21 protein-coding genes are annotated in these 23599 nt (G+C 60.9%); 11 read left to right on the forward strand and 10 right to left on the reverse strand.

The genetic code is table 11. The features are described 5' to 3' along the window. Nucleotides 1–6: 6 nt before the first annotated feature. The 5 genes from AMK05_RS03240 (at nucleotide 7) to AMK05_RS03260 (ending at nucleotide 4852) form a co-directional block, all read left to right on the forward strand. Nucleotides 7–1161: a Gfo/Idh/MocA family protein gene (locus AMK05_RS03240; RefSeq protein WP_064836475.1), complete on the forward strand. Its 1155-nt coding sequence runs from the start codon at nucleotides 7–9 to the stop codon at nucleotides 1159–1161. Continuing rightward, entirely contained in the window at nucleotides 1161–1832 is a 672-nt protein-coding gene (locus AMK05_RS03245; RefSeq protein WP_064836477.1) for a D-lyxose/D-mannose family sugar isomerase, read from the forward strand. Before AMK05_RS03240 ends, AMK05_RS03245 begins: the two co-directional genes overlap by 1 nt. Continuing rightward, nucleotides 1832–2884: a carbohydrate kinase family protein gene (locus AMK05_RS03250; protein WP_064836479.1), complete on the forward strand. Its 1053-nt coding sequence runs from the start codon at nucleotides 1832–1834 to the stop codon at nucleotides 2882–2884. The genes AMK05_RS03245 and AMK05_RS03250 overlap by 1 nt, the downstream gene beginning before the upstream one ends. A gap of 114 nt (nucleotides 2885–2998) precedes the next feature. Beyond that, complete coding sequence (locus AMK05_RS03255; RefSeq protein ID WP_064836481.1) at nucleotides 2999–3787, forward strand: L-iditol 2-dehydrogenase; 789 nt, start codon at nucleotides 2999–3001, stop codon at nucleotides 3785–3787. 54 nt (nucleotides 3788–3841) lie between these two features. Beyond that, nucleotides 3842–4852, forward strand: a complete 1011-nt coding sequence (locus AMK05_RS03260) for a zinc-dependent alcohol dehydrogenase family protein (protein WP_064836483.1) — start codon at nucleotides 3842–3844, stop codon at nucleotides 4850–4852. A 77-nt stretch (nucleotides 4853–4929) separates the two neighbouring features. On the opposite strand, the gene AMK05_RS03265 is transcribed toward AMK05_RS03260, so the two are convergent. Further along, nucleotides 4930–5964, reverse strand: a complete 1035-nt coding sequence (locus tag AMK05_RS03265) for a LacI family DNA-binding transcriptional regulator (RefSeq protein ID WP_064836484.1) — start codon at nucleotides 5962–5964, stop codon at nucleotides 4930–4932. Nucleotides 5965–6113: 149 nt separating this feature from the next. On the opposite strand from AMK05_RS03265, the gene AMK05_RS03270 reads away from it, so the two are divergent. Beyond that, nucleotides 6114–6764 carry an esterase/lipase family protein gene (locus tag AMK05_RS03270; RefSeq protein ID WP_064836485.1) on the forward strand — a complete coding sequence of 217 codons (651 nt, stop codon included), beginning with the start codon at nucleotides 6114–6116 and terminating at the stop codon, nucleotides 6762–6764. Nucleotides 6765–6823: 59 nt separating this feature from the next. On the opposite strand, the gene AMK05_RS03275 is transcribed toward AMK05_RS03270, so the two are convergent. Next, the gene (locus AMK05_RS03275; RefSeq protein WP_064836486.1) at nucleotides 6824–8668 is read right to left on the reverse strand and encodes an acyltransferase family protein; all 1845 of its coding nucleotides are present in this window, start codon (nucleotides 8666–8668) and stop codon (nucleotides 6824–6826) included. A gap of 462 nt (nucleotides 8669–9130) precedes the next feature. On the opposite strand from AMK05_RS03275, the gene AMK05_RS03280 reads away from it, so the two are divergent. Then, nucleotides 9131–10276, forward strand: a complete 1146-nt coding sequence (locus tag AMK05_RS03280; RefSeq protein WP_064836487.1) for a right-handed parallel beta-helix repeat-containing protein — start codon at nucleotides 9131–9133, stop codon at nucleotides 10274–10276. Between the two features lie 84 nt (nucleotides 10277–10360). Here AMK05_RS03280 and AMK05_RS03285 read toward each other — a convergent pair whose 3' ends face one another. Beyond that, nucleotides 10361–11695 (reverse strand): O-antigen ligase family protein, encoded by a 1335-nt coding sequence (locus tag AMK05_RS03285; RefSeq protein WP_064836488.1) that lies wholly within the window; start codon nucleotides 11693–11695, stop codon nucleotides 10361–10363. A 446-nt stretch (nucleotides 11696–12141) separates the two neighbouring features. On the opposite strand from AMK05_RS03285, the gene ku (AMK05_RS03290) reads away from it, so the two are divergent. Further along, nucleotides 12142–12945 (forward strand): non-homologous end joining protein Ku, encoded by an 804-nt coding sequence (ku, locus tag AMK05_RS03290; RefSeq protein WP_064836489.1) that lies wholly within the window; start codon nucleotides 12142–12144, stop codon nucleotides 12943–12945. 44 nt (nucleotides 12946–12989) lie between these two features. Here ku (AMK05_RS03290) and ku (AMK05_RS03295) read toward each other — a convergent pair whose 3' ends face one another. The 3 genes from ku (AMK05_RS03295) to AMK05_RS03305 are packed head-to-tail and all read right to left on the reverse strand — an operon-like array spanning nucleotide 12990 to nucleotide 14388. Further along, complete coding sequence (gene ku, locus AMK05_RS03295; protein ID WP_064836491.1) at nucleotides 12990–13841, reverse strand: non-homologous end joining protein Ku; 852 nt, start codon at nucleotides 13839–13841, stop codon at nucleotides 12990–12992. Nucleotides 13842–13859: 18 nt separating this feature from the next. Next, nucleotides 13860–14093: a DUF2188 domain-containing protein gene (locus AMK05_RS03300; protein WP_064836494.1), complete on the reverse strand. Its 234-nt coding sequence runs from the start codon at nucleotides 14091–14093 to the stop codon at nucleotides 13860–13862. 34 nt (nucleotides 14094–14127) lie between these two features. Then, nucleotides 14128–14388, reverse strand: a complete 261-nt coding sequence (locus tag AMK05_RS03305) for a hypothetical protein (RefSeq protein WP_064836496.1) — start codon at nucleotides 14386–14388, stop codon at nucleotides 14128–14130. A gap of 146 nt (nucleotides 14389–14534) precedes the next feature. Between AMK05_RS03305 and AMK05_RS03310 the strand changes: the two genes are divergently transcribed. The 3 genes from AMK05_RS03310 to AMK05_RS03320 all read left to right on the forward strand — a co-directional run bounded on the left by AMK05_RS03310 (nucleotide 14535) and on the right by AMK05_RS03320 (nucleotide 17607). Next, complete coding sequence (locus AMK05_RS03310) at nucleotides 14535–14963, forward strand: OsmC family protein (protein WP_064841255.1); 429 nt, start codon at nucleotides 14535–14537, stop codon at nucleotides 14961–14963. A gap of 212 nt (nucleotides 14964–15175) precedes the next feature. After that, entirely contained in the window at nucleotides 15176–16603 is a 1428-nt protein-coding gene (locus AMK05_RS03315; RefSeq protein ID WP_064841256.1) for an FAD/NAD(P)-binding protein, read from the forward strand. Nucleotides 16604–16713: 110 nt separating this feature from the next. After that, the gene (locus AMK05_RS03320) at nucleotides 16714–17607 is read left to right on the forward strand and encodes a DMT family transporter (protein ID WP_064836499.1); all 894 of its coding nucleotides are present in this window, start codon (nucleotides 16714–16716) and stop codon (nucleotides 17605–17607) included. A gap of 107 nt (nucleotides 17608–17714) precedes the next feature. On the opposite strand, the gene AMK05_RS03325 is transcribed toward AMK05_RS03320, so the two are convergent. From AMK05_RS03325 to AMK05_RS03340, 4 genes are read right to left on the reverse strand one after another with little or no spacing between them, the layout of a single operon-like run. Continuing rightward, the gene (locus AMK05_RS03325) at nucleotides 17715–19334 is read right to left on the reverse strand and encodes a VOC family protein (RefSeq protein WP_171899743.1); all 1620 of its coding nucleotides are present in this window, start codon (nucleotides 19332–19334) and stop codon (nucleotides 17715–17717) included. Nucleotides 19335–19355: 21 nt separating this feature from the next. Next, complete coding sequence (locus AMK05_RS03330; RefSeq protein ID WP_064836500.1) at nucleotides 19356–20951, reverse strand: response regulator; 1596 nt, start codon at nucleotides 20949–20951, stop codon at nucleotides 19356–19358. Nucleotides 20952–20955: 4 nt separating this feature from the next. Beyond that, nucleotides 20956–21381 carry a response regulator gene (locus tag AMK05_RS03335; protein WP_064836501.1) on the reverse strand — a complete coding sequence of 142 codons (426 nt, stop codon included), beginning with the start codon at nucleotides 21379–21381 and terminating at the stop codon, nucleotides 20956–20958. Beyond that, nucleotides 21368–23509 carry a sensor histidine kinase gene (locus tag AMK05_RS03340; RefSeq protein ID WP_064836506.1) on the reverse strand — a complete coding sequence of 714 codons (2142 nt, stop codon included), beginning with the start codon at nucleotides 23507–23509 and terminating at the stop codon, nucleotides 21368–21370. Before AMK05_RS03340 ends, AMK05_RS03335 begins: the two co-directional genes overlap by 14 nt. Nucleotides 23510–23599 lie beyond the last annotated feature (90 nt).

Consider the following 23599-nt stretch of genomic DNA (forward strand, 5'->3'; position numbering starts at 1 on the left):
CATGTCATGACGAAAATATTCCGCTTCGGCGTCATCGGCTGCGGTCTGATGGGGCGCGAATTCGCCAGTGCCGCGGCGCGCTGGCTGCATCTGGCCGACGTGAAGGCGCGGCCGGAAATCGTCGCCGTCTGCGACACCAACGCGACGCTGCTCGACTGGTTCAGGGATCATGTGCCGAGTGTTCGCCAGTTCACCGCCGACTATAAGGAGCTGCTGGCCAACCCCGAAGTCGATGCGGTCTATTGCGCCGTCCCGCATGTGCTGCACCAGCAATTCTATGTCGATGTCGTAAAGGCCGGAAAGCATCTTCTCGGCGAAAAGCCCTTCGGCATGGACGCTGCCCAGAACCGGGAGATCATGGCGGCTCTTGCCGAACACCCCGAACTCCTGGTCCGCTGCTCGTCGGAAATGCCTTTCTTCCCCGGCGCCCAGAAGCTCATCGCGCTGGCGAAAAGCGGCGAGATGGGGGAGATTGTCGAAGTCGAGGCGGGTTTCCTGCATTCGTCGGATATCGACCGGCAGAAGCCGATCAACTGGAAGCGCATGGCCGATATCAACGGCGACTACGGCTGCATGGGCGATCTCGGCATGCATGTGCTGCATGTGCCGCTGCGTCTCGGCTGGCGCCCGACGACCCTGCATGCGCAACTGGTCAAGAAGGTCACCGAACGTCCCGACGGCAAAGGCGGCACGCTGCCCTGCACCACCTGGGACAATGCCACGATCAGCAGCCGTGTGCGCACCGGCGATCAGGATTTTCCGATGGTGCTGAAAACCTGGCGTATTGCGCCCGGCGAATCCAACACTTGGTACATCAGGGTTCTCGGCATGAAGAAGAGTGCCTTCTTCAGCACGAAGTCGCCACGCCAGTGGCAGTGGATGGATTATCATGGCGGCGCGCAGGCCTGGAGCACCGAGGATCTCGGCTATGGCTCGCTGTTTCCCGCCATCACCGGCAAGATCTTCGAATTCGGCTTTGCCGATGCTATCCAGCAGATGTGGGCGGCCTTCGTCGATGAGCTTGCCGGAGGCAACGCGAACGGTTTCGGCTGCGCCACGCCGGCGGAAGCGCAAGCCCATCATGCCGTCCTGACGGCGGCCCTCAAATCCGGCCGCGAGGATGTCGTCGTGCCGGTCGACTATGACCGGGCGTCCGTCTGATGCAGCGTTCCGAGATCAACGCGGCTTTGGTGCGGGCAACCGCGACCCTTAAGCGCTGGCATTGGTCCCTGCCGGCATGGGGCTCTTGGACGGCGGCGGATTTTGCCGCGCATCCCGCGGAATCGGCCTATTTGCGCGCTCATCAACTCGGCTGGGACGTCACCGATTTCGGCTTGAACCGGTTTGCCGAATGCGGCCTCGTGCTATTCTGCTTGCGCAATGGCATCGTCGATGTCGAGGGTGAACGGAGCTATGCCGAGAAGCTGCTCTTCGTCGAGGAAGGGCAGTTGACGCCGACACACCGGCATGCGGCGAAGATGGAAGACATCATCAATCGCGCCGGCGGCGATCTCGTCGTCGAATTCGCCGCAACCGATATCGATGGTCGCGTGCTGGAGGAGGATGTGACGGTTCCGGTCGACGGGCTGCCGCGCCGGCTCGCTGCATGGGAGCCGCTGGTTCTTCAGCCTGGCCAGAGCGTGACGATCCGCACCGGGCTCTACCACCGCTTTTATGGCCGGAAAGGCGGCGGACCTGTCCTCGTCGGCGAGGTCAGCCAGGTCAACGACGACAACAGCGATAATTTCTTTCTGGAGCTGATTGGCCGCTTTGCCGCGATCGACGAAGACGAGCCGCCGTTCAGGCTCTTGTGGAACGAGGGAGGCCGCTGATGCAAACCGGGGAGGAGGTTCACCATCAGGGCGGTCTGAAGCAGGGCGGTATCGTTTGCGCCGGAAATTTCATTGTCGATCGCGTCCACACCCTGTCCTATTGGCCCGAACAGGGCAATCTCGCCCACATCCTGCACCAGGATCTGGGCGTCGGGGGCGGCGCTGCCAATGTCGTCACCGATCTGGCCTCGCTCGGATTTCCCGGAAAACTGGCGGCCGCCGGGTGCATCGGCGCCGATCCGGACGGTGAGATCGTCAAGGCCCGGCTTGCGGCGGCCGGCGTCGATATCAGTGGTCTCACCGCGCTTGCCGACCGGGTGACGGCGCATACGCATGTGATGAATGTGCCCGGCCAGAACCGGACCTTCTTCTATCATGGCGGCGCCAACGATGCGGTCACGGATGAGCGCGTCTCACCTGCGGCCTTCGCCGAGGCCGGATATCGGCTATTCTATCTCGGTTACCTCATGCTGTTGCCGGGTCTCGACCGCATCGGCCCCGACGGTCTGTCGGGAGCCTCGCGCCTGCTCGAAGCCGCCCGCCGGGCGGGGCTGACGACCTGTGTGGATTTCGTCTCGAGCGAAGACCCGGAATTTGCGGCCAAGGTCGGCGTCGCTCTGCCCTTCTGCGATTTCCTGATCATCAACGAAATGGAGGCCGGCCGGGCAACCGGCCTTGTCGTTCGCGATGCGAACGGAGATTTGATCGAGTCGCAGCTTATGAAAGCCGGCGAGCGACTGCTGGCCGCAGGCGTCACCAAGGGAGCGGTCATCCACGCGCCGGAGATCTGCTTCTGGTTTACATCGGGCGCTGCCCCGATCATGACGCGGTCACGATCCGTCGATCCTGATGACATTGTCAGCACGGTCGGCGCCGGAGACGCCTTCTGTGCCGCCGTGCTCTACGGCCTGCATGAGAACTGGCCTGTCGAGCATATCTGCACTGTCGCCCATGCTGCGGCTGCGCATTGCCTGATGGGTGCGACGGCTACCGACGGCATCCCCGACATGTCTGTCCTCCTGCGGGAGGCGAAGGAGACGAATCCCGCCTGAAACAGGCGGCTGCGATCAGCGTCCAGTCAAAAGGGAGGAGCAGATGAAGCTATTCACCATGGCAGCCGCGCACGGCAGCTTTGTCGGTTTGGATGCGGCCAGGGAGGCAGCGCGATGACGTATACGGAAAACACGCGGCTCTCCGGCAAGGTGGCATTGGTCACGGGCGGCGCCAGCGGCATCGGCAAGGCGGTCTGCCAACGCTTCGCCGCAGAAGGCGCCAGGGTTGTCGTGGCGGACCTCGACGGCGAGAAATGCGCGCGGGTGGCGGAGGCGATCGGCCCTCAAGCCTGGGGTGTGGCGCTCGATGTGACCAGCCAGGACAGCATCGAGGACGCCGTGCGGTTTTCCATCGCCGCCGCCGGTCAGATCGACATCCTGGTCAACGCCGCCGGCATTTACGAGGTCGAGTCGATCCTGGAAATATCCCGGGAGCGCACCGCCAAGGTATTCCAGGTCAATATCGAAGGCCTGATCTTCATGACACAGGCTGTTGCCCGGCACATGGTGGAGAGAGGCGCAGGTGGACGCATCATCAACTTCTCCTCCCAGGCAGGCCGGCGCGGCGAAGGACCGGCGGTAGCTTACTGCGCTTCCAAGGCGGCCGTCATCAGCATCACGCAAAGCTGCGCTCTGGAGCTGGTCCGTTACGGCATCAACGTCAACGCCATCGCTCCCGGCGTCGTCGATACGCCGATGTGGGACGTCGTCGACGCAAAACTCGGCAGCCGGGAAGGCTTGCAACCCGGCGAGGTGAAGGTCCGCGTGGCTGCAGCCGTCCCCGCCGGACGATTCGGCGCGGCTGAGGAACAAGCCGCCATGGCGGCCTTCCTGGCTGGGCCTGATGCAGCATACATCGTGGCGCAGTGCTACAATGTCGATGGCGGCAATGTCATGAGCTGAGCGCTTGGTCTCATCAGCAGCAATAGGCAATCGAACGTGGTCTGGAGGAGTGGAATGAGGGCGGTACGCTTGGAGTCGATCGGGTCTTTGACCATGCGCAGCGTCGAGAAACCGGCTGCAGGGCCTGGCGAGCTGCTTGTCCGGGTCGCGGCGGCAGGTATCTGCGGTTCCGATCGCCACATGTACAAGGGCGAATATCCGACGTCTATCCCCGTCACCATGGGCCACGAATTTTGCGGCATAGTGGAAGAGGTCGGCGAGGGTGTCGCCCGCTTCGCCGGTGGTGAACTGGTGACGGTCGACCCGAACATCGCCTGCGGCACCTGCCGGGCCTGTGCGCAGGCGCGGCCGAATCTATGCGAGAGCCTGACCGCCATCGGTGTGACGCGCGATGGCGGCTTTGCCGAATATGTGGCGGTGCCGCAGGCGCAAGCCTTCCTGCTGCCGGCCGGCCTCGATCCCGTTCACGGCGCCTTCTGCGAACCGCTGGCCTGCTGTATTCACGCCATCGACAAGGCAAGGATCCGCCCGGGCGACGGCGTCGCTATCCTCGGCGGGGGCGTGATCGGCCTGCTGATGGTGCAGCTTGCCCGCCTGGCCGGGGCAGGCACGGTGCTTTTGATAACGCGCCAGCAATCGAGACGCGAAACCGCCCTGCGCCTGGGGGCCACGCACGCCTTCGACCCGAACTCTTCGGACACGATCGCTTCGGTTCGGGAGGTCATCAAAGGCGGCGCAGACGTGGTCATCGAGTGCGCCGGCGTCAGCGACACACTTCAAAGCGGCCTCAGGATGGCGCGGCGCGGTGGCGTCTTTGTGCTTTTCGGCGTCACGCCGGCGGGCGTCGAGGTGCCGGTTCTGCCCTTCGATCTGCTGATCAACGAAGTCGACATAAGACCGGCCTACCTCAACCCTTTCACCCATTCGCGCGCTGCGGCACTGGTGGCAAACGGGGCATTGCAACTGGATGCATTGGTCACCAAAACCATAGGTCTCGAAGAGGTCGCCGACGTGGTCGGCAACGCGCCGTTACCGGGCGAGATCAAGGTCATCGTCCGGCCCTAAGCAATTCCAGGAAAAGTGCGAAGCGGTTTTCCCAGGCAAAGCGCGAAGCGCTTTTGCCGGGAATTGTGTAACCGCTTTTAAAGCGGGTTTTCTGCGCTGCGGACCGGGCCGGTGGAATCGCGCGCGATCAGCGTAACCGGCACTTTGACGATCGCAGCCTGTCGCGATCCGTCCCCCGTTTGCTGGTCCTCAATCAGCGCCTCCAGCAGCCGTGCTGCCTGCTGCCCGACATTGCGGATCGGCTGTGCGACCGTTGTCAGCCGCGGAAAGGCGTAGGCCGCCTCCGGCAGGTCGTCGAAGCCGACGACGGAATAATCCCTCGGAACGGAAAAACCGTGATCCTGGACGGCATGGATTGCGGCAATCGCGGAAATATCGGTGGTGCCGATGATCGCTGTGATATCGGGTCGAGACGCCAGCAATTTATGCGCCAGCCGGTAGGTTTCCGCAAAGCTGTGCTCTTCCGCCATCGCCACGGCGGCAGGCGTGATGCCGTCTTTCGCCATTTCCGCCGTGATGCCCTGGAGCCGCAGCTGGATAGGCTGGCTGTGGGCCGGCGCCCCGACGATGGCGATCACCCGGTGGCCGAGGCCGATCAGATGGCGGGCCATCAGCCGTCCGCCTTCCTCATGATCGGCCATGACGGCGTCATCGGCGATGCCGTTCAGCTCGCGGTCGATGGCGATGATCGGAATGCCAGCGTCCCGCAGCACCCCGAAATGCTCGATGCTGCCGAAAGCGCTTGCGACGATGACGCCATCGACGCGCTGGGCAAGCAGCATGGAAATATAGCGCGCCTCGTGATCCATATTTTCCGCCGTGCTGCAGATCAGCGTCTGATAGCCGTGCTGAAACAATTCCTGTTCGATGGCGTGGGCGAGGATGCCGAAGAACGGCACGTCGATCGACGGCAGCATCAGTCCGATCATCCGGCTTGGCGCACCGCGTAGCATGCGGGCGCCCTTGCTGGGTGTGTAGTTCAGCGTTCGGATCGCCGCCTCGACGCGGTCCCTGAGCTCAGGCGAGGCGTAACCGCTGTTGTTGAGCACCCGCGAGACCGAAGAGACCGACGTTCCTGCAAGTTTGGCGATATGTCTGATGCTGGTCGTCACGGGCCCCGCATTTCTTTCTTTCTGCAACGCCTAACGAAAGACGCTGTAGCACTTTGAATGCTGCACAACTTATCCTTAAATCGATTCCGATTTAAGGAATTCCTACGCCACAACCAAGCTTTCAAATCTATGGCTATTCGGGACATCTGATGAACGACACAGTCATCCTTTTTCACGGTATTGCCCGGACGAAGAAAAGCATGCAGAGGCTCGCGGTCTTCCTGTCCGGCAACGGTTATCGGGTTGTGAATGTCGCTTACCCCTCCACCAGGTTTTCGATCAGCGATCTCGTCGATATCGTTCGGCCGCAGATCGACGCGGCTGCCAAGGAGGCCGGCGACGGCCGTGTGCATTTTGTCGGTTATTCGATGGGTGGGCTCATCATCCGCGCTTTCCTCAAGAGCGATCGCCCGCCCAACCTTGGCAGAGTGATCATGGTCGGAACGCCGAACAACGGCAGTGAGATTGCCGATTTCCTCAAGACATGGCCGCCCTACAGGAAGTTCTATGGACCGGCGGGGCAACAGCTGATTACCGATCAAACCGAAATGACCGAGCTGTTCGGCACGGTCGACTACGAGCTTGGCATCATTGCAGGGAACCGGACCATCGACCCGGTCTCTTCCCTCATCATCGGCCTCAGGGTTCCGAGTGATGGAAAGGTGTCGGTGGAAAGCACCCGTCTCGACGGCGCGGCGGCCCATATCGTCATTCCCGCCAACCACACGTTCCTGCCCGTCAACAGGACCATGTGGCGCCAAGCCCTGTCGTTTCTGCAGGATGGCCGGTTCACGAGTTGAACGCGGACCGGGCTGTCTCATCGAGACGGTTTCAAGACAGACAATATGGGCCCAAGTCCTCACCGCTGAACGGTGAGGTCCTGTTTCACTTTTGAAATCAGAAGACGGGAGCCGTCGGCGGTGAAATGCCCGTAGTCGAATTGCACCGGGTCACCGCTATTTGTCCACACGACACAGTCCGGGTTGCACATGGTCTTATAGGTGGAGATGTAGAGTGCTCCGCTTCCGGCCAGAGCGTCGCGAATGTCGACGCCGATGTGCTGGCGAGGCGCCAAATGATCGGCGGCCTTAAATGGCTGCCTGTCGTAGAGACTGTGCGCGAGCAGCCGCGGCAAGGAAGATTTATACTCTGCCACCGGTCCGAAGACGACGATCTTTTTGGCAAAGGGCGAGAGGTAGTCCACCGTCTTTCTGATGAGTTTGGTGTCGTCTGCCGTCCAGCGTCCCGCCAACACGAGAACATCGACCTTGTGGCTCGGCAAAAATTCGTTGAACACGTAGTTCATGAGTTCCAGGCAGCGCTCTTCGCCCTCGGCCTCAAGAGTCGGACGGCATCCCGATGCGTTCGCTTGAACGACGTTGATCCCGGGCAGCGCCTTCAAGCCGGGATAGAGGTGGGCGGCGTGGCTATCACCGATGAGCGCTATGTTTTGCTGACTGCTTGAGAGAGCCAGGCAGGCATCGCGATCGTATTTTTCGATACCGTCGTTTGAGGTGAGGAAGCATTTTCCGCTGCGGAAGGCTTTCGAGGGGTCGTAATCGGCAAATTCCGCCACGTGCTCGACAAGCTTGTTGTCGTCCTTCATTTGATCGGCGGCGAGTTGTCCGACGAATGCCAGCATTGCCACTGAAGCAATTGAGGCAGCACCGGCGGCAACGGACACTGCGGGCCGGTATCGCATCGTTCGGAAGGGCGTTTCGATAAATCGCCAGGAGAAATATGCGACGACAAAACTGACAGTGACCGGCACCAATTGCCAGCCATGCTCCCACGCCCCGTACTGGTTCGAAAACACCCAGATCGGCCAGTGCCACAGATAGAGAGAATAGGAGATCAAGCCGATAGAGGTGGCGACCCGCAATGATAGAAGCTTGCTGACAAGCGTGCCTGGACCCGCCCAGATGATCAGAGCCGTGCCGACGGTCGCGGGCAAAGCCGCCAAGCCGGGAAACTCGGAGGTTTTCGACAGCAGCAGAGCGCTGAGGCCGATCGCCAAGGCGCCGATGGCCGAAAGCGCGCCGTTGATCCGCATATCGGCGAATTTCCTCAAGGCCGGTGCTGCGATGAGAGAGCCTACCAGCAGTTCCCACGCGCGATATTGCACAAGGTAGAATGCCGCAGAGCGATTGATTGGCACAGTGACAACGGCAGCAATCATGCTGACCGCGAAAAGTCCTGCTATGGCAATCCCTGCTGCTCTGCGCCCATACCGGCTCGCTGCCATGACGATCAGCGGAAAAATGACGTAGAACTGCTCTTCGACCGACAACGACCATGTGTGCAGGACCGGATTGAATTCCGCGGAGTCATCGAAATATCCAGTCGTCCAATAGAAGTATGCATTTGAGGCAAAAAGCGCCGAGGACGTGACGGACTTGAAGACCCGCAAGCTTTCGTCGGGCAGCATCGTAAAATACGAAACCGCCATCACAACAGCATACATCACTACGACAGCGGGAAGAATTCGTTTGGCTCGGCGGCTATAGAAGTTGCCGATCGAAAATCGGCCATCGCTCGCTTCCGCGAGAATGATTTTCGTAATCAGATACCCCGATATCACGAAGAAAATATCCACCCCGATAAATCCGCCGGGGAGAATGCGATCAAATCCACAGTGATAAAGAATCACAAAAATGACGGCTACGGCTCGCAAGCCGTCGATATCTTGGCGATGCGTAATCATTTTCGGCCTCGATATTTGGCCTCCCGGGATTTCGTAACGTGAGACCGCTCAAGATGCAACCACAGACAGGGTAAAATGAAAACAACTCACCTTAGAAGCGCACTTTCGGCGCAGAGACAAAGACCCGGCGAGGAGATCGTCCAGGTTTCGAGATAGTGTCTATTTTACCATTCGCCCGATGACGCCGGCGAAGAGAAAGGAGGCGTCCATCAGCTCAGCAATGATTGACTAAACAGCTGCCTTTCAACGGTCCACGACTCAGGCCACAGAGAAGACTGACGGGCGATTAAAATCGGCTGCTGAAATGCAGCGGCGGCGTTGCCAGGACGACATGCAGGAAAAATCGGGCGAACATGTGACGAGCCGGGCGGCCGTTCAGGGTAAGATAATTTTCGGATATTCAAACATCCGCCACACCACCACTCCCTATTGTCATCGGCAAGCCTTACGAAGGAAGATCTGATGCCCGCCATCCTGCGAAAGAAAATTCATGGAGCATCCACACGCGGGCAGGTCATCGACGGTGCTGAGGATATCGGCGTCGCCTATCAGGTGTTTTCCGATACGGTGGTCGAAGACGTGGTGGTCAGGAACTCCCCCCGCGGCTTCAAATTTCACAACGGCAGGAATCTTGTCGTCAGGCGCTGCGAAACAGAAAATGTGAATGGCGACGGCATTTACCTGACGATGACGTCGAATGTTTTGCTGGAAAACAACCGCGTCGGCGCGGCGCCCGGCCAGGGGGCGGATTGTTGCCAATTCGCCTACCAGAACAAAGATAGCAACATAAGTTCCAACGTAGTGGTCCGGGGCAACCTTTTTCTTCAGAGACCAAGCAGCGCCTCGAACAAGGGGGCGCTGGTTTGCGGCAGGACCCGAAACTACTTGGTTGAATATAATTTCATCGGCGGGAAGAATTTTTCTTTTTCGTCGATCGGCGACGATGCGGTGGTGCGCAGCAACATCATGCGCGACGGCAGGATGAACGATTATTCCTTCGGCTATGGCGTCGGCGATCAAGTCAGCCATGCCGGCCACCATGTTTATGACAACAGGATCGAGAACAGCAATCGCGGCGTGAGTTTGAGCGGTTATTCGGATCGAAATCTGGCATTTCGCAAAGATATGAATATCCACGACAACGTCATCAGCGAATGCGAGATCGCTTTTTTCGCCAATCGACCATGGTCCGGAAGCTTTCGGCGCAACATATTCCTGCGGTGCAAGCAGGGCATTCTGCTGAAGGGAAACGGGGAGGCGACTGCAGGGGAAGTTGACGGCAACTATTTCAACGACGGCAGCTTTTTGAACGTCACGCCGCCGCCGCTTCGCGTCAAGCCCGACGGCAAGGCGTCCGTGTCTTCAGGCGAATGGACATCCGAGCCCGACGAAATCCGCATCCAGTGGCGTGACAAGGGGATCGACATACCGGGCGCCAACCGGCCTTCCATCACAGTCGAAGCCGGCATGGAATTGTCCTGCGTCTTGCTGGCCCGCAAGGAGCAGAATTGGATGCTGGCGATCGCTGAGACTGCCTATGACGATTTCACGCCGCGCGCGTGGCAAGAAAACATGCTGCCCTGGCAGAAGCGGTATTTCTCGATTTGAACGGCTGCGGCCGACGATATTGACCGATGCGACAAGAACGACGAAATGAGGCGCTCTGCCGCCAGACGTCGAACGCACCTTCCCTCAAGGCTGGCGTTGATTCCGGTTTGTTCGCAACCTGGGACGCAGTTCCGAGAGTGCGATGACCATATGTGGCCAGCAAATGAAAGGTGCCAGCATCATGCCTGCCTCGGTCATGGCTCCAAGCATGATGAGGATGATGATAACAATCTCCTTTCGCCTGGCGCCGGATTCTGCCGGATCGGGGTCGACGATTGTCATCTTCCGGAACACGCGGGTCAGCGCAAACACCGTCCATGCGGTAACGCCTGGAATGCCGATATTGAGCGCTAGCTCAAGATAGGTGTTATGGGTCGATCGTGCATCGAAGGTAACTCTGACGTACTCTTCCATGACATCGGGCTGACGAAACATCGCAAACCCATAACCTGTTAGGGGCCTATCCCAGATCAATGGCAATAGCTGTTCCCAGATATTGGTGCGACCGGAGAAAGTAATATCTTTGCCGAATGCTTCTGCAACCGCTGAAGCCACGCCGAGGTAAACGAAGCTGGCGCCGAACCCGACGATCACGAACAACAGGAAAACGACGAAGGAACGAAAAAGACGGTTCGGGTAAATGTGAATGACGCGAATGCCATACAGCATCATGCTGCCGAACATCGTCAAGACGACAGCCGTCGAGGACTTCGTTGCCACAATCAAGGCGAGAAGGCAGAGCATTGCGGCCCAGCGTACCAGGGTACTGTAACGAAGCCGGCCGAGTTTCTCCGTCGAGAGCAGGCAGACAAAACTGATCGAGGAAAACTGCCCCAACGTGTTCTTATGATAAAATGCGCCTTTGACCATGCCCGCATAGCTGCCGCGCATGATGGCGAATTGCGGGAAAGCTGCCGTGTAGAGAACGTTGATGAATGCGGCGGCAATCGCAAAACGCCCGAGGACTCGGAAGGCTTCGACATTGCCGTAGCGCGCGCGATACAGAAGAGGCGGGATGGCGAGAACGATGACCGCAGCCAATCCCTTTAAGGATGCGGTCTTGTCGATGGAGAAGACGATCGATGTCAGGCAGGAAATGCCGACAACCACGATGAACGGTGAAAACCTTGAAAAGACCCGTAGGAACTGTTTCTGTTCCAACAGAAAATATAATCCTGACAAAGGGATAAGGCCGTAGAGCAATATTTTCATCGGCAGCGGATCGACCGCGGCTCCGTCGTCGAAGTTTGCAGGCAGGCCGTACCACATGCCTGTCGCCCGCCATAGAGACGCGTAAAATGCTATCGTAAGGACCAGCTTTGCCAGCACATCGCGCCGGACGCGCCACCGAGGCACAGACTGCCGGTGGTAGCCCGCCGGATAGTGGTGTCTTGCCAAAGCTGCATTTTCTATCGTCATCAAAGGCTCATATAAATCAATCTGCAGAACCCCGACTGTTCGCCACGATCAAGGCGATGCCGGTATTCGATTGAACGGAGGCGGGAACTGATCTGCGCATCCTCGGCTTCCGCTCGCGAAGAACGAATTCGTATTTGGCGGTTTCGATAACGTCGTCCTAGTTTCCCAAACTGCCCGTCTCGGTGGGCGATTTGGCCAGGGCAATTTGACCAGTGGCCCCAAGCTTCTTGAGGCGGCACGTCTCACTTCGCCATGCGGCGCGACTTTAAGCGAACTCATTCCGCGAATCCAGCCGATATAATCATGTCATCATGTCGCGCCGTTAACCGTCCGATCGACTCTGGACTATTGGCACTACCCAGGCGATTTTACGGCGAACCCAATTTTCGGAACCAAACACCGAACCCGCCGTTGATGCCATGTCCAACCGTGTCGGGGAGACAGGCATGGCACGTCAGACATTCTGGAAAGGCTATCTCAAGCTTTCGCTGGTCACCGCCGCCGTCTCGCTGACGCCGGCGACGACCGAAAGCAACAAGGTGCGTTTCCACGTTCTCAATCGCCAGACGAAGAATCGTGTTGAAAGCCGTTATGTCGACAGCGTCACCCGCAAGCCGGTGGCCGACCGGGACCAGGTGAAAGGGTATCCGCGCGGCGAGGACGACTATGTCCTGCTCGAAGACGAGGAGATCGAAGAGGTCGGGCTCGAAAGCACCCGAACCATCGATATTGCCAGTTTCGTGCCGCGCGGCTCGATCGACTGGATCTGGTACGACAAGCCGCATTTTCTGGCGCCCGAGGACAAGGTCGGGGTGGAAGCCTTCTGCGTCATCCGCGAGGCGATGAAGGCAAACGACGTCGTCGGCATTGCCCGCCTGGTACTTTATCGCCGCGAGCGTGCCGTGCTCCTGGAACCTCAGGGCAAGGGCATCATTCTCTGGACCCTGCGGTATGGCGACGAGGTGCGTGCACCGACGGCCGAACTCGACAGCAAGGCCGAGATCGACAGCAATCTTTTGACGCTGATGAAACAGCTGGTGAAGGAAGAGACGAAAGATTGGAGCCCGGCCATGGTGCAGGATCCGATCCAGAAGCGTCTGAAGTCGATGATCCGCGGCAAGCAGAAGAGCCTGAAGAAAGCCGCGCCCGCGAAAAAGCCTGCACCGGTGAAATCGACCGGCAACGTCATCAACATCATGGATGCGTTGAAGAAGAGCCTTGCTGCAGAAGATGGGCGCAAGCCGCGTTAGCGGAAAGGCCGGGGAATTTCTCCCGATCGGTTTCGAGAACGATCTCAGCTCGCCTTTTTGCTGTGGCTGTCGCCACGCGCCGGCGCTTTCTTCGCCGGCGCCTTCTTTGCAACGTTCTTGCCGCTTATCCCGGCGCTCTGTCGCAGCGCCTCCATCAGGTTGACGACTTTGCTTTCCCTAGGCTGTTTCTTCTTCGGCGGGGCCCGGCCCTCGATTTTTGCCTTCACCAGCTCGACGAGGGCCGCCTCGTAACGATCCTCATATTCGCTCGGCTCGAAGCTGCCTTGCTTGGTCTTGAGGATATGTCCTGCGAGTTCGAGCATCTCCTTGTCGAACTTGATATCCGGAATGTCGTTGAAGACGCTGTCGGGCGAGCGCACCTCGTAGTCGAAGTTCAGCATCGTCGCGACGATGTGGTCGTCGTGCGGGCGGATCAGCAGAGTCCGGTTGCGCCGGAAAAGCACGGCTTCGGCAAGCGCCGCCACCTTGCCGTCGCGCATGCCCCTGGCAATCAGCGCCAGCGCCTCTTCATCATGCTCGTCCACCGGCGCGAGATAGTAAGGCCGGTCGAAATAGAGCTTGTCGATACCGTCATAGGCGATGAAAGCCTTGATATTCAGCACCTTGTCGCTTTCCGGCATGAGGGCGGCAATCTCGTCGCCCTCGATGACGATGTAATCGCCATTCTCCATCTGGTAGCCCTTGACCTGATCGTCCCGTTCGACCGGTTTGCCGGTCTCGCTGTCGATGAATTGCCGTTCCACCCGATGGCCAGTCCTGCGGTTGATGATGTTGAAAGAGACGCGGTCGGAGGAGGAAACGGCCGTGTAAAGCCCGACAGCGCAGGCAAGGTCGCCCACTTTCAGATGACCTTTCCAGCTTGCCCGCGCGGCCATTCCATCCTCCGTCGCAAATCAGAGCCGACTGTTGCTCTTGTCGGTTTCGAGTTCCTGAAATGCCCAGCCGCGGCCATCGGGCGCGGGATAGGCGAGCAGCGCATCGCCATCACCGATCTTCTGGCGCGACGCGGCGTCCCTGGCATGGACGATCGCTTCATCGGCGGTGGCATAGGTTTCCGACAGCGTATCGCCGAGCTTGTAAGCCCAGCCACTGTCATGCGGCACGACCTGATAGGTGATATCGGCCATTTCGGATCTCCTCTTTCGTTCCGATTTGGTTTGCTCAGTTCCGATTTGATTTGCGCCGCTCGTCGAGGGCGATGATTTTCTCCACGGAGGCGATATCCTCGCTGGTGACGACAGGCACCGGGTCGGCCGCGATCGCCTCCAACACCTCCCGCGAGACCGCGCCATTGCGGATCGCCCATTCCAGTGTCTCGCGTGTTTCCCGCTCTGCCTTCAGCTGCGCATACAGCGCGACGATCAGCCGATCGCGGGCGTCCATGCGCCGGCCCTGGCGATCCATGCTGCGGACATCGGGCATCGCAATCCACCTTTGTCACTGATTTCGTTCAGGTGTAATCAACTGATGAAGGATGGAAAGGTTCCGAAACCGGCGAGCGGCACTTGCCTCTTGCGGCGCCGGGAAGGAGATTGCCATCTGCAGGATGCTTGTCAAAGGATTTCACCATGGTCGATCTCAAGGCCCGTCCCCGCCCGACCGGCGCCACCGCCGCTCTCGGCCGCACCGGTTTTCCGCACGTCACCTCCGCCACCAGGGGCGAAATCGATATTGTCACCTCGCCGTCGCAGCCGGGCTTCAACCCGCTCGACCTGCTCTATGCCTCGCTCTCGGCCTGCCTCGTGCTCAGCGCCCGCATGGCCGCCAGCCAGATGGGGGTTCTCGACAGGATCAGCGACATCACCGCGGAGGTCAGCGGCGAGAAGGCGACGGAGGGCCTTTCGCGTGTCGCCAGATTCAACATCGCCTTTTCGATCAAGGGCGATATCGATGCGGCAACCCGGCAGAAGATCGTCCAGGCGGCCGAGGACGAGATCTGCACAGTGAGCAATACGATCCGCGGGAATCCCGATTTTTCGACGACGATATCGGCATAGAGCATGATGCCGAAAAGTGTGAGCGGTTTTCGGACGACATCATGCCCTAACTCTTTAATGTAGAACAGGATTCAGATTTTAGGCCGACCGGGCCTAAATCATCCTGTTCCAGGTTGAATCTACACAATATTTATAGACAATTGCCGAGGGAGGATTGCGTGACCCAAGCCCGGCTTCTATGCTTGGGCATCGAAAGTGATGATCCGGCCACCATGCAGTCCAAGCCTTTCTTGAAGTCCGAACGGCCTGTCGTCGCTATCATCGGCGGTGGTGTTTCCGGCGCCGGCGTTGCCTATCACCTCGCGCGGGCGACGCGCGACGCGCCTCCCCTCATCCTGGTCTTCGAGCCGCGCGCCGAGCTCGGCCGCGGTCTTGCCTATGACACGGATGATCCGGCTTACCGCATCAATGTCCCGGCCGCCAAGATGAGCCTGCAGCCCGACGAACTGGGCGAATTCCAGGCCTGGATCGAGGCCCGCGATGCCGTTGCCGACGATCCGGAGGCAAAGCGGCCGGAAGGCCTGCTCTTCCCACGGCGCCGGCTGTTTGGTGAATATGTCGCCTCCCTGCTGAAACCTTTGCTGCAAGAGGGGCGCGTGCGTCATTGCCGCGCCGCGGTGACCGGTGTCGAGCGCCGCGCCGGCCGCTGGTCGATCCGCGACGACAAGGGCGGCGTGATGGAGGCCGATATCGTGGCGATCGCCACCAGCCACCCGCCGCCGGCAGCCCCCGGCCGGCTGGCGAGCCGGCTTGCGGCCCATCCGCGTTTTGTCGCCGACACCACCAGACCAGGCGCGCTCGACGTCATCCGCCCGCATGACCGGGTGCTGGTCATCGGCAACGGCCTGACGGCGGCCGATGTCATCGCCTCGCTGGCCGAGCGCGGCCATGACGGTCCGGTGACGGCGATTTCGCGTCGCGGCCTGCGTTCGCGCGGGCATGCACCGGTGCCGCAGCCGCTTTTCGGCGATTTCCTTGCCGATGGAGCCCATTCCGCCGGCTCGCTGCTGGCAAGGATCCGCACCGCCATAGAGGCGGCAAAAGCGGAGGGCATAAGCTGGCACGGCGTAATCGATCAGGTGCGGGCGCAGGGATATGATCTGTGGCAGGCGCTGCCGGTTGCCGAGCGCCGCCGCCTTGTCCGTCATCTGCGTCCCTATTGGGATGTGCATCGTTTCCGCATCGCCCCGCAGGTCGAGGCCGTGCTCGACGCGGCGGTTGCCGCTGGCCGGCTGGAAATCCTTGCCGGCTCCGTCGCCGATGCGCGCATCGAAGGCGAGTTCATCCTGTCCACGCTGCAGCCGCGCCATCGGCCCCAGCCCTTGGAGCAGCGCTATGACGCCGTCATCGTCACCACCGGCCCGGCCCATGGCGGCATTCTCGATACCCAGATCTGGCTCGCAGCCCTTGCGGCAAACGGCCACCTGTCGCTCGATCCCACCGGCCTCGGTCTTGCCTGCACCGGGCGCTCGGAGGCGATTGGCCCGTCGGGAGAAGCGGACCCGTCGCTGCTGATCTCCGGCCCGCTGGCGCGCGGCACCTTCGGCGAGCTGATGGGGCTGCCGCAGGTGACCGAGCACGCCTTCTTCGTCGCGACCGAGATTGCCGAAAAACTGCGGGCAGCAAAGACGCCGGCCTGATTTTGCATTTCCCATGTCGCTTGCCGGCTGTCGTTCATGATCGACTTCTGATACTCACGGCAGCCAACATCCCATCGCCCTGCTTTCGGGCGACAAGAAATATCGAGATCATGTCGCAGGCCGCCTCCACCCTTTCCGAAGCCTCGCCTTCCAACCGCCTCGCCCTTGCAGCCCTCATTCTCGGCGGGGCGGCAATCGGCGGCTCGCCGATCTTCGTCCGGCTGTCCGAGGTCGGGCCGATGGCGACGGCCTTTTGGCGCGTGGCGCTGGCGCTGATCCCGATCTTCATCGTCTCGCTCATGAAGAAGAATGCGGGCCCGAAGCCGCAAAGCCTTGCCGACTATGGCATGCTGATCCTTCCCGGCCTCGTGCTGTCGCTCGATCTCGCCGCCTGGCACCTGTCGCTCACCATGACCTCGGTTGCCAATGCGACGCTGCTTGCCAACCTTGCACCGGTCTTCGTGACGATGATCGCCTTCGTCTTTTTCCGGGCGAGGACAAGCGGCGTCTTCCTGCTCGGACTTGTCCTGGCGCTGGCGGGTGTCGTCATCTTGAAGGGCGGCCCGGCAGCCATCGGCAATGGCGACCTCGCCGGTGACGGCATCGCGATGATCGCCGCCTTCTTCTATGCCTGCTATATCCTGGCGATCGGCAGGCTGCGCAGCCGGTTCGATACGATCCGCATCATGCTGTGGAGCACGGCGTCGGCTGCCGTCTTCATCTTCCCGATTGCTCTCATCCATGAGGGCCATATGCTGCCGGCAAGCCTCTATGGCTGGTCGCTGCTCTTCGGTCTCGCCTTTATCAGCCATGCGGGCGGGCAGGTGGCGATCACCTATGCGCTGGCCTATCTGCCGCCGGCCTTCTCCTCGCTGACGCTGCTGCTGCAGCCGGTCGTCGCGGCAATCCTTGCCTGGGCCCTGCTGCACGAGGCGATCGGATCCATGCAGGCGCTCGGCGGCGCCGTCGTGCTCGCCGGCATCATGGTCGCCCGCCGAGGCTGATCGTTAAAGCGCGTCGCGTCAAACTTGATTCATGCGACGCGCTTTCGCTTTTTGTTTTTACGCATGTCGTTGCCGTAAAACCGCGGCACACTTTTGCGCGACATGCTTTAGCGGTTTTCCTGCAGCAGCCATTTCTGGATGATCGGCACATCGGCATCGCCGAGATCATGGCCGCCGGGAATGACGTCGGAATCGACGGTGGCGCCCGAACTCTTCAGCCGCTCTTCCAACTCGCTCGCATATTTGCCGTAGGCATCCGTCTTGCCGCTGATGACGAGCAGGTCGGTGCCTTTGAGGTCGGCATGCGGAAAGTCGCTGAGCACCGGCATGGAGCGCAGCAGCACCGCCTTGTGCACCAGGTTCGGGTGCAGGTAGAGCAGCGAGTTCAACAGATTGGCGCCGTTGGAATAACCGACATAGACCACCTTCTGCGGGTCGAGCCCATAGGATTTGACGGCGCCCTCGATAAAGGCCGCGAAAGCCTCCGCCTCGGTCTTGATGTCGTTCTGGTCGAAGGAGAAGGGGGTGATGCGCTTGTACCAGCGCGGAAACCCTTCCTCCGTCGCCCGGCCGCGCACGCCGAGCAGCGTCGCACGCGGCGCGGCCTTGTTGAGCAGCGGCATCAGCGTCGTTTCGTTGCCGCCGGAGCCGTGCAGCAGCACGAAGACGCTGCCGTCGGGATCCGGCGGCGTATAGAAGCGATGGACGAAGGGCAGCTCGCGGTAATTGATGCGCGGCTGGCCGGGCATTGCAAATTGCGGCAGCACGACCTTCAGGTCGTGGAGATTGGTGATCGCTTCGGGCGGCGCGAACAGCTTCGTCCCAAGCGCCGCCTGCTCTTCGTCCACGGTCATGCCCGGCTTGTCGGTGGCCAGTTCTATCAGCGTGCCGCCGGGCTCGCGGGCATAGAGCGAGCGGAAATATTTGCGGTCATGCAGGTTGGTCGGCGATGCGTCGGTGGCCTCAAGGGCCTTGCGCACCGAAAGCAGCGTCTCCTCGTCGGCGGCGCGGAAGGCGACGTGATCGACCGTGCCGGTGCCCGGCGCGCCCGACCAGAAGCCGCGGGCATCGCGCACGTCGATGACGTCGCCGGACTGCGAAACCAGCCTGTCGATCGTTCCGCGATTGGCCAGGAAGCGATAGCCGAAATGGGTCTCGATGAAGCTGCGGCTTTCAGCCGGCTTCTCCGTCAGCATGGTTGCGCCGCGCACGCGCTGGATGGCGTGCTCGGCCGGGATCGAGGCGCCGTCCCAGACCGCCGGCGATGTGAGGTGCTTTGCGCCGGCGAGCTTGAGGATGATGTTGTCGGGGTCCTTCAGCCTCAGCACAGGCTCGCCGAATTCGTCGGCCGGTCCTTCCGAGCGCAGGCCGAAGCTCATGGCGCGTGTCAGCCAGTAGCCGATGCTGGCTGGGTCGATCGACAGTGAGATTTCGCTGATCTGGCCGTAGCCGGCCCGGCCCGGCGCGCCGTCTTCCCAGCTAAGGAAGGTGAGGAGGGAACCGGGCGTTCCCACGGCATCGCCGTAAAGGAGATGCAGTTGCGTCACATCTTCGTAGCCGGCCGTCTGCTTGACCAGCCGCATGCCGAGAAATCCAGCGTAGAAGTCCACGTTCGCCTGCACCTTGCGGGTGATGGCCGTCACGTGATGTATGCCTGATACCATCGAGAGCTGTCCTGATTGAAGCGGCGTCGTCAGGAGCGCGAGTATGAAAGCTGCGAAGGTCATACCGTTGCCAATGACCATCGCTTAGTTTTGTTCCGCACAAAGAGCAAGCGAATCGCCGCGCTGCAGCAATTCCAAATGGTCGACATATTCGAGCGCCTCTTCGAGTTGCTGCAGGGTCGGCGGCTTGACCATATAGGCGCGCGCACCGAGATTCCTGGCTCGCTGCCGGTCGGTCTCATCGCTTGACGTGCTGAGAATGCAGACGGGAATCTGCTTGAGGCGGATATCGGCGGAAAGCGCACGCAGCACCTCGAAGCCGTCCATGATCGGCATGTTGATGTCGAGCAGCATCAGGTCGATCTGCGGCACATCGGCAATACCGGCGCGCGTCTCCAGCAGCCGCATCGCCTCGCGCCCGTTGGTGGCTACATGCAGGTTGAAGTCCACCTTCTCCCGCCGCATCAGCTTGATCTTCAAAAGCTGGATGTCGGCCGGGCTATCCTCCACCAGCAGCACTTCGGCAAGCCTGCCCGCCCCTTCGCCCGGCTGCTCCGCCCCTTTGCCGCTGTGCGGGACGGCCGCTGCGGCGGCCGGCTCCGGCCTCGTCACGGCGAGCGGCACGTCGAGAATGAAGGTGGCGCCCGGGCCATTTTCGGCTTCGCACCAGATCGCGCCGCCATGCAGCTGCGCGATGCGGCGGCAGATGGCAAGGCCGAGCCCGGTGCCCTCGATGCCGCGGCCGACGAGGCGCTTGAACGGCTGGAAGATCAGTTCGCGATGCTGGGGGTCGATGCCGGGCCCATTGTCACGCACGGTGAGCCGGCAGAAATCGCCCTGGGCTTCTCCCGAGATCGTCACCTCCGGAACCGTCTGCTCGCAATAGCGGATGGCATTCGACACGAGGTTCTGCAACAGTTGGGTCAGCAGCGTCGCGTCGCCCATGACCTCCGGCAGCGCTCCGCGGATGATCACGGCGCCGCGGCTTTCGGTCTGCTGGCGCAGATTGTCCTCCACCTGGTCGAGCACGGCAGAGAGCGAGACCGGCGTGAGTTCCGGCCCGCCGGAGGCCTCGAGGCGGGTGAAGCCGGAGACCTTGACGATCAGGTCTTCCATATGGTCGGCGGCGCTCAGCACATAGTCGAGCAGTTCCCGGTCGTCGGCCGGAAGCGCTGCAGAACCGGCCAGGATGCGGCTGAAGGATTTGATCGTCCTGAGCGGCTCCTTCAGATCATGGGCCATGGCGCGCGTGAAGATTTCGAGCGATTGCCGCTTCTGCTCCAGCTGCGCTTCCAGCATGCCGTGCATGATGGCATTCTGGATGCAGCGATGCAGTGTTTCGGGCGACAGCGAATCCTTGGTGAGATAGTCGCGCGCGCCGCTCTTCATCACCTCGACTGCGACGGTTTCACTACCCTGGCCGGTCAGCATGATGACGTTGGCGGCGGGATCGCTCTCCAGTATATCGGCAAGGACGCCGAGGCCGTTGCGGCCCGGCAGCGAATAGTCGAGCAGGATGCAGTTCGGCCGCTTGCGCCCGTTCAGCGCAAGACCCTCTTCGCCCGTTTCCGCCTCCAGAACGCTATAGGCGGTGCTGGAGACGCGGCTCAATATGCGGCGATAGACCTCGCGATCGTCGATATTGTCGTCGATGATGAGAATGCTGCAGACTTCTGCCAATCTGTCAGTCCTCGAGCGGCAGGATGGCGATTTCGAACCAGTATTCCTTCAGCCGCTGGATCGCAGCGAACAGCCCGTCGAGATCGACCGGCTTCTGCACATAGGTATTGGCCCCGAGCGCATAGCAGCCTTCGATATCGCGCTCATCGTCCGAGGTGGTGAGGATCACCACCGGGATCTTGCGCCATCCGGCGTTCGACTTGATCGCCTCCAGTGTCTTGCGGCCATCAAGGCCCGGCATGTTGAGATCGAGCAGGATCAGCCCCGGTTTCGGCACCATGGCGGTGAGCATGTCGAGCGCTTCCTGGCCGGAGGCGGCCCAGCGGATCGAATTGCGCAGGTTGGTGCGTTTGAAGGCGCGCATCGTTGCTTCGAAATCGTCTTCGCTGTCCTCGACGATCAGGATCGGTTGCGTGTCACGCTGCTGCATTCTGCCCCTCGCGCTTTTTTCCCAGGGTGAAATAGAATGTCGTGCCGGTGCCGACCTCGGATTCCAGCCAGATATCGCCATTGTGCCGCGCGATGATCTTGCGGACGAAGGTGAGGCCGGCTCCGGTGCCGTCGTCGGAATCCTGCGACTTTTCCAGCCGTTTGAAAATGCGGAAAATGTCCTCATGGAATTCCTGGGGTATGCCCTTGCCGTTATCCCTGACGAAAAACACGTTGCGGGCAACCGTGCCGTCCTTGCCGACATACCGCTCAAGATAGCCGATCGACACCAGCGGCGCCGGTTTGTCGTTGTATTTGATCGCATTGGTGATGAGATTGCGGAACACTTCGGTCAGCCGCGGCGCGTCGCAGACGACATCCGGCAACTGGCCGTCGATGACGACCTTGGCATGCCGCTCTTCCAGCAGCAGCTCCATCGTCGCGACGACATCCTTGACGATCAGGCCGATATCACTGCGTTTGACCGCCAGCTGCTGCCGCCCGAGCCGGGAGAAATAAAGCAGGTCGTTGACGAGTTTTTCCATGCGCTGGCTGAGGCGCACCAGCCGGTTCAACCGGCGCACGCCGTCGTCGTCGAGCTTGTCTTCATAGTCTTCGAGGAGAAAGCGAGAGTGGTTGTGCAGGCCGCGCAGCGGTTCCTTGAGATCATGCGAGGCGATATAGGCGAATTCGTCGAGGTCGTGGTTGCTGCGCTCGAGCTCGGCCGTATAGGCCTCGAGCTGGGCAAGTGTCGTTTTCATCCGCTCTTCCTGCCGGGCACGCTCGCTGATGTCGCGCACGATGCCGACGAAGATCTTCGCGTCGCCGGTGGCGACGGCGCTGATCGAAACGTCGATCGGAAAGACGATGCCGTTCTTGCGTCGTCCGGAGACCATGCGCGTCGTGCCGATGATACGCTCCTCGCCGGTCTTGCGGTAATGGGCGAGATAGCCGTCATGCTCGGAATGGTAGGGTTCGGGCATCAGCATCTTGATATTCCGGCCGATCGTCTCCTGCGGTGAGTACCCGAACATGCTTTCGGCGGCCGGGTTGTAGCTCCGGATCGTTCCCCCCTCGTCGATGACGATGACGGCATCGGGCGTGCCGCGCACCAGCGCGCCGAAGCGGACGCGCTCGGTTTCGAGGTTGTGGTTGTTGCGCATGAAATAAAAGACGAGGATGGCGATCAGCCAGAGCGTCGCCGCCGTAATCGTGCGATTGGCGATCTCCTGCCAGAATGCCGCCTCGTCGTGCCGGACGGCGAAGAAGCCGAGCATCAGCAGTACGGTGCAGGCAAAGGCGAAGAAAAGCGGTGCGTTCCGGTTGCCGAACCAGAGCGCCGTCAGCACCAGCGGCACATAGAGAATGCCGTTGGCGACACCGAGCGGCGTATAGAGATCGACGAGAAGCCCGGTGAAGCAGACCGCAGCCGGGATCCAGAGCGGAATCTGCGCCCGGTTTGCCGGCTGCATCCACCAGGAGCGCGCGAGAAGCCCCGAGCCGAAGATCACCATGCCGACCGCCGTATGCAGCGCCATCGCCGCATAAGATCCCCAGCGGTACCCCTGCTCGGCGTCGGTGACATAACTGGCGAGCGCGATCATGCCGAGGGTGATGACGACATAGCTCGTCAGTTCCTGCACGACCTGGCTTTTCCCCTCGATGTGGAGAGAGAGCAGCAGCGAGAGATTGGCGATCAGGAAGACCAGCGCCGTGTTCGGGCCCATGCCGCCTCCGATCTGTGCGATGAAATCCGGCGGAATGACGAATCGGCTGATCAACAGGTCGATATTGTGGAACGTCCGGCCGATGGTGACGATTTCCACGAGCCTGGCCGCGGCGATCGCCGCCGCAAACCCCGACATGATCGTTGCGGCGATCAGAAAGCGACGGGCAGCCAGCGTCGAGGCGGCAAGCCCCAGGCCGGACAGCACGAAGCAGAGCGCGGTGTTGAAGGCCATCGACGGAAAGCCGGGAACCAGCGAAATGATCACCTCGATCTGCAGCAGCCAGCCGACAAGGGCGCTCATTCCGAGAAGGAACATCAGGCAGCCGACCGCGATCGCGAAGCCGCGGTAGCGCCGCCGCCGCCGCTGATCCTGCAGGTCCACGTTGCCCTTATCCTGCACCCGTCATGTCCTCCTCGGTTCGCGCGGCCATTTTTTCCGAAATCGAGGAATACTCAATAGGCAGGCGAGGGCGGTGCCGCGCTTTTTGCG

This window comes from Rhizobium sp. N324 (genome assembly GCF_001664485.1).
Taxonomy (GTDB): Bacteria; Pseudomonadota; Alphaproteobacteria; order Rhizobiales; family Rhizobiaceae; genus Rhizobium.

What these genes read in the sequence shown, in the direction of transcription:
- AMK05_RS03270 (WP_064836485.1), top strand. Translation starts at nt 6,114, where the DNA reads ATGAACGACACAGTCATCCTTTTTCACGGTATTGCCCGGACGAAGAAA.
- AMK05_RS03305 (WP_064836496.1), bottom strand. Translation starts at nt 14,388, where the DNA reads ATGCCCGATGTCCGCAGCATGGATCGCCAGGGCCGGCGCATGGACGCC.
- AMK05_RS03280 (WP_064836487.1), top strand. Translation starts at nt 9,131, where the DNA reads ATGCCCGCCATCCTGCGAAAGAAAATTCATGGAGCATCCACACGCGGG.
- AMK05_RS03310 (WP_064841255.1), top strand. Translation starts at nt 14,535, where the DNA reads ATGGTCGATCTCAAGGCCCGTCCCCGCCCGACCGGCGCCACCGCCGCT.
- ku (WP_064836489.1), top strand. Translation starts at nt 12,142, where the DNA reads ATGGCACGTCAGACATTCTGGAAAGGCTATCTCAAGCTTTCGCTGGTC.
- AMK05_RS03325 (WP_171899743.1), bottom strand. Translation starts at nt 19,334, where the DNA reads ATGACCTTCGCAGCTTTCATACTCGCGCTCCTGACGACGCCGCTTCAA.
- AMK05_RS03300 (WP_064836494.1), bottom strand. Translation starts at nt 14,093, where the DNA reads ATGGCCGATATCACCTATCAGGTCGTGCCGCATGACAGTGGCTGGGCT.
- AMK05_RS03335 (WP_064836501.1), bottom strand. Translation starts at nt 21,381, where the DNA reads ATGCAGCAGCGTGACACGCAACCGATCCTGATCGTCGAGGACAGCGAA.
- AMK05_RS03320 (WP_064836499.1), top strand. Translation starts at nt 16,714, where the DNA reads ATGTCGCAGGCCGCCTCCACCCTTTCCGAAGCCTCGCCTTCCAACCGC.
- AMK05_RS03260 (WP_064836483.1), top strand. Translation starts at nt 3,842, where the DNA reads ATGAGGGCGGTACGCTTGGAGTCGATCGGGTCTTTGACCATGCGCAGC.
- ku (WP_064836491.1), bottom strand. Translation starts at nt 13,841, where the DNA reads ATGGCCGCGCGGGCAAGCTGGAAAGGTCATCTGAAAGTGGGCGACCTT.
- AMK05_RS03315 (WP_064841256.1), top strand. Translation starts at nt 15,176, where the DNA reads ATGCAGTCCAAGCCTTTCTTGAAGTCCGAACGGCCTGTCGTCGCTATC.
- AMK05_RS03255 (WP_064836481.1), top strand. Translation starts at nt 2,999, where the DNA reads ATGACGTATACGGAAAACACGCGGCTCTCCGGCAAGGTGGCATTGGTC.
- AMK05_RS03275 (WP_064836486.1), bottom strand. Translation starts at nt 8,668, where the DNA reads ATGATTACGCATCGCCAAGATATCGACGGCTTGCGAGCCGTAGCCGTC.
- AMK05_RS03245 (WP_064836477.1), top strand. Translation starts at nt 1,161, where the DNA reads ATGCAGCGTTCCGAGATCAACGCGGCTTTGGTGCGGGCAACCGCGACC.
- AMK05_RS03250 (WP_064836479.1), top strand. Translation starts at nt 1,832, where the DNA reads ATGCAAACCGGGGAGGAGGTTCACCATCAGGGCGGTCTGAAGCAGGGC.
- AMK05_RS03240 (WP_064836475.1), top strand. Translation starts at nt 7, where the DNA reads ATGACGAAAATATTCCGCTTCGGCGTCATCGGCTGCGGTCTGATGGGG.
- AMK05_RS03285 (WP_064836488.1), bottom strand. Translation starts at nt 11,695, where the DNA reads ATGACGATAGAAAATGCAGCTTTGGCAAGACACCACTATCCGGCGGGC.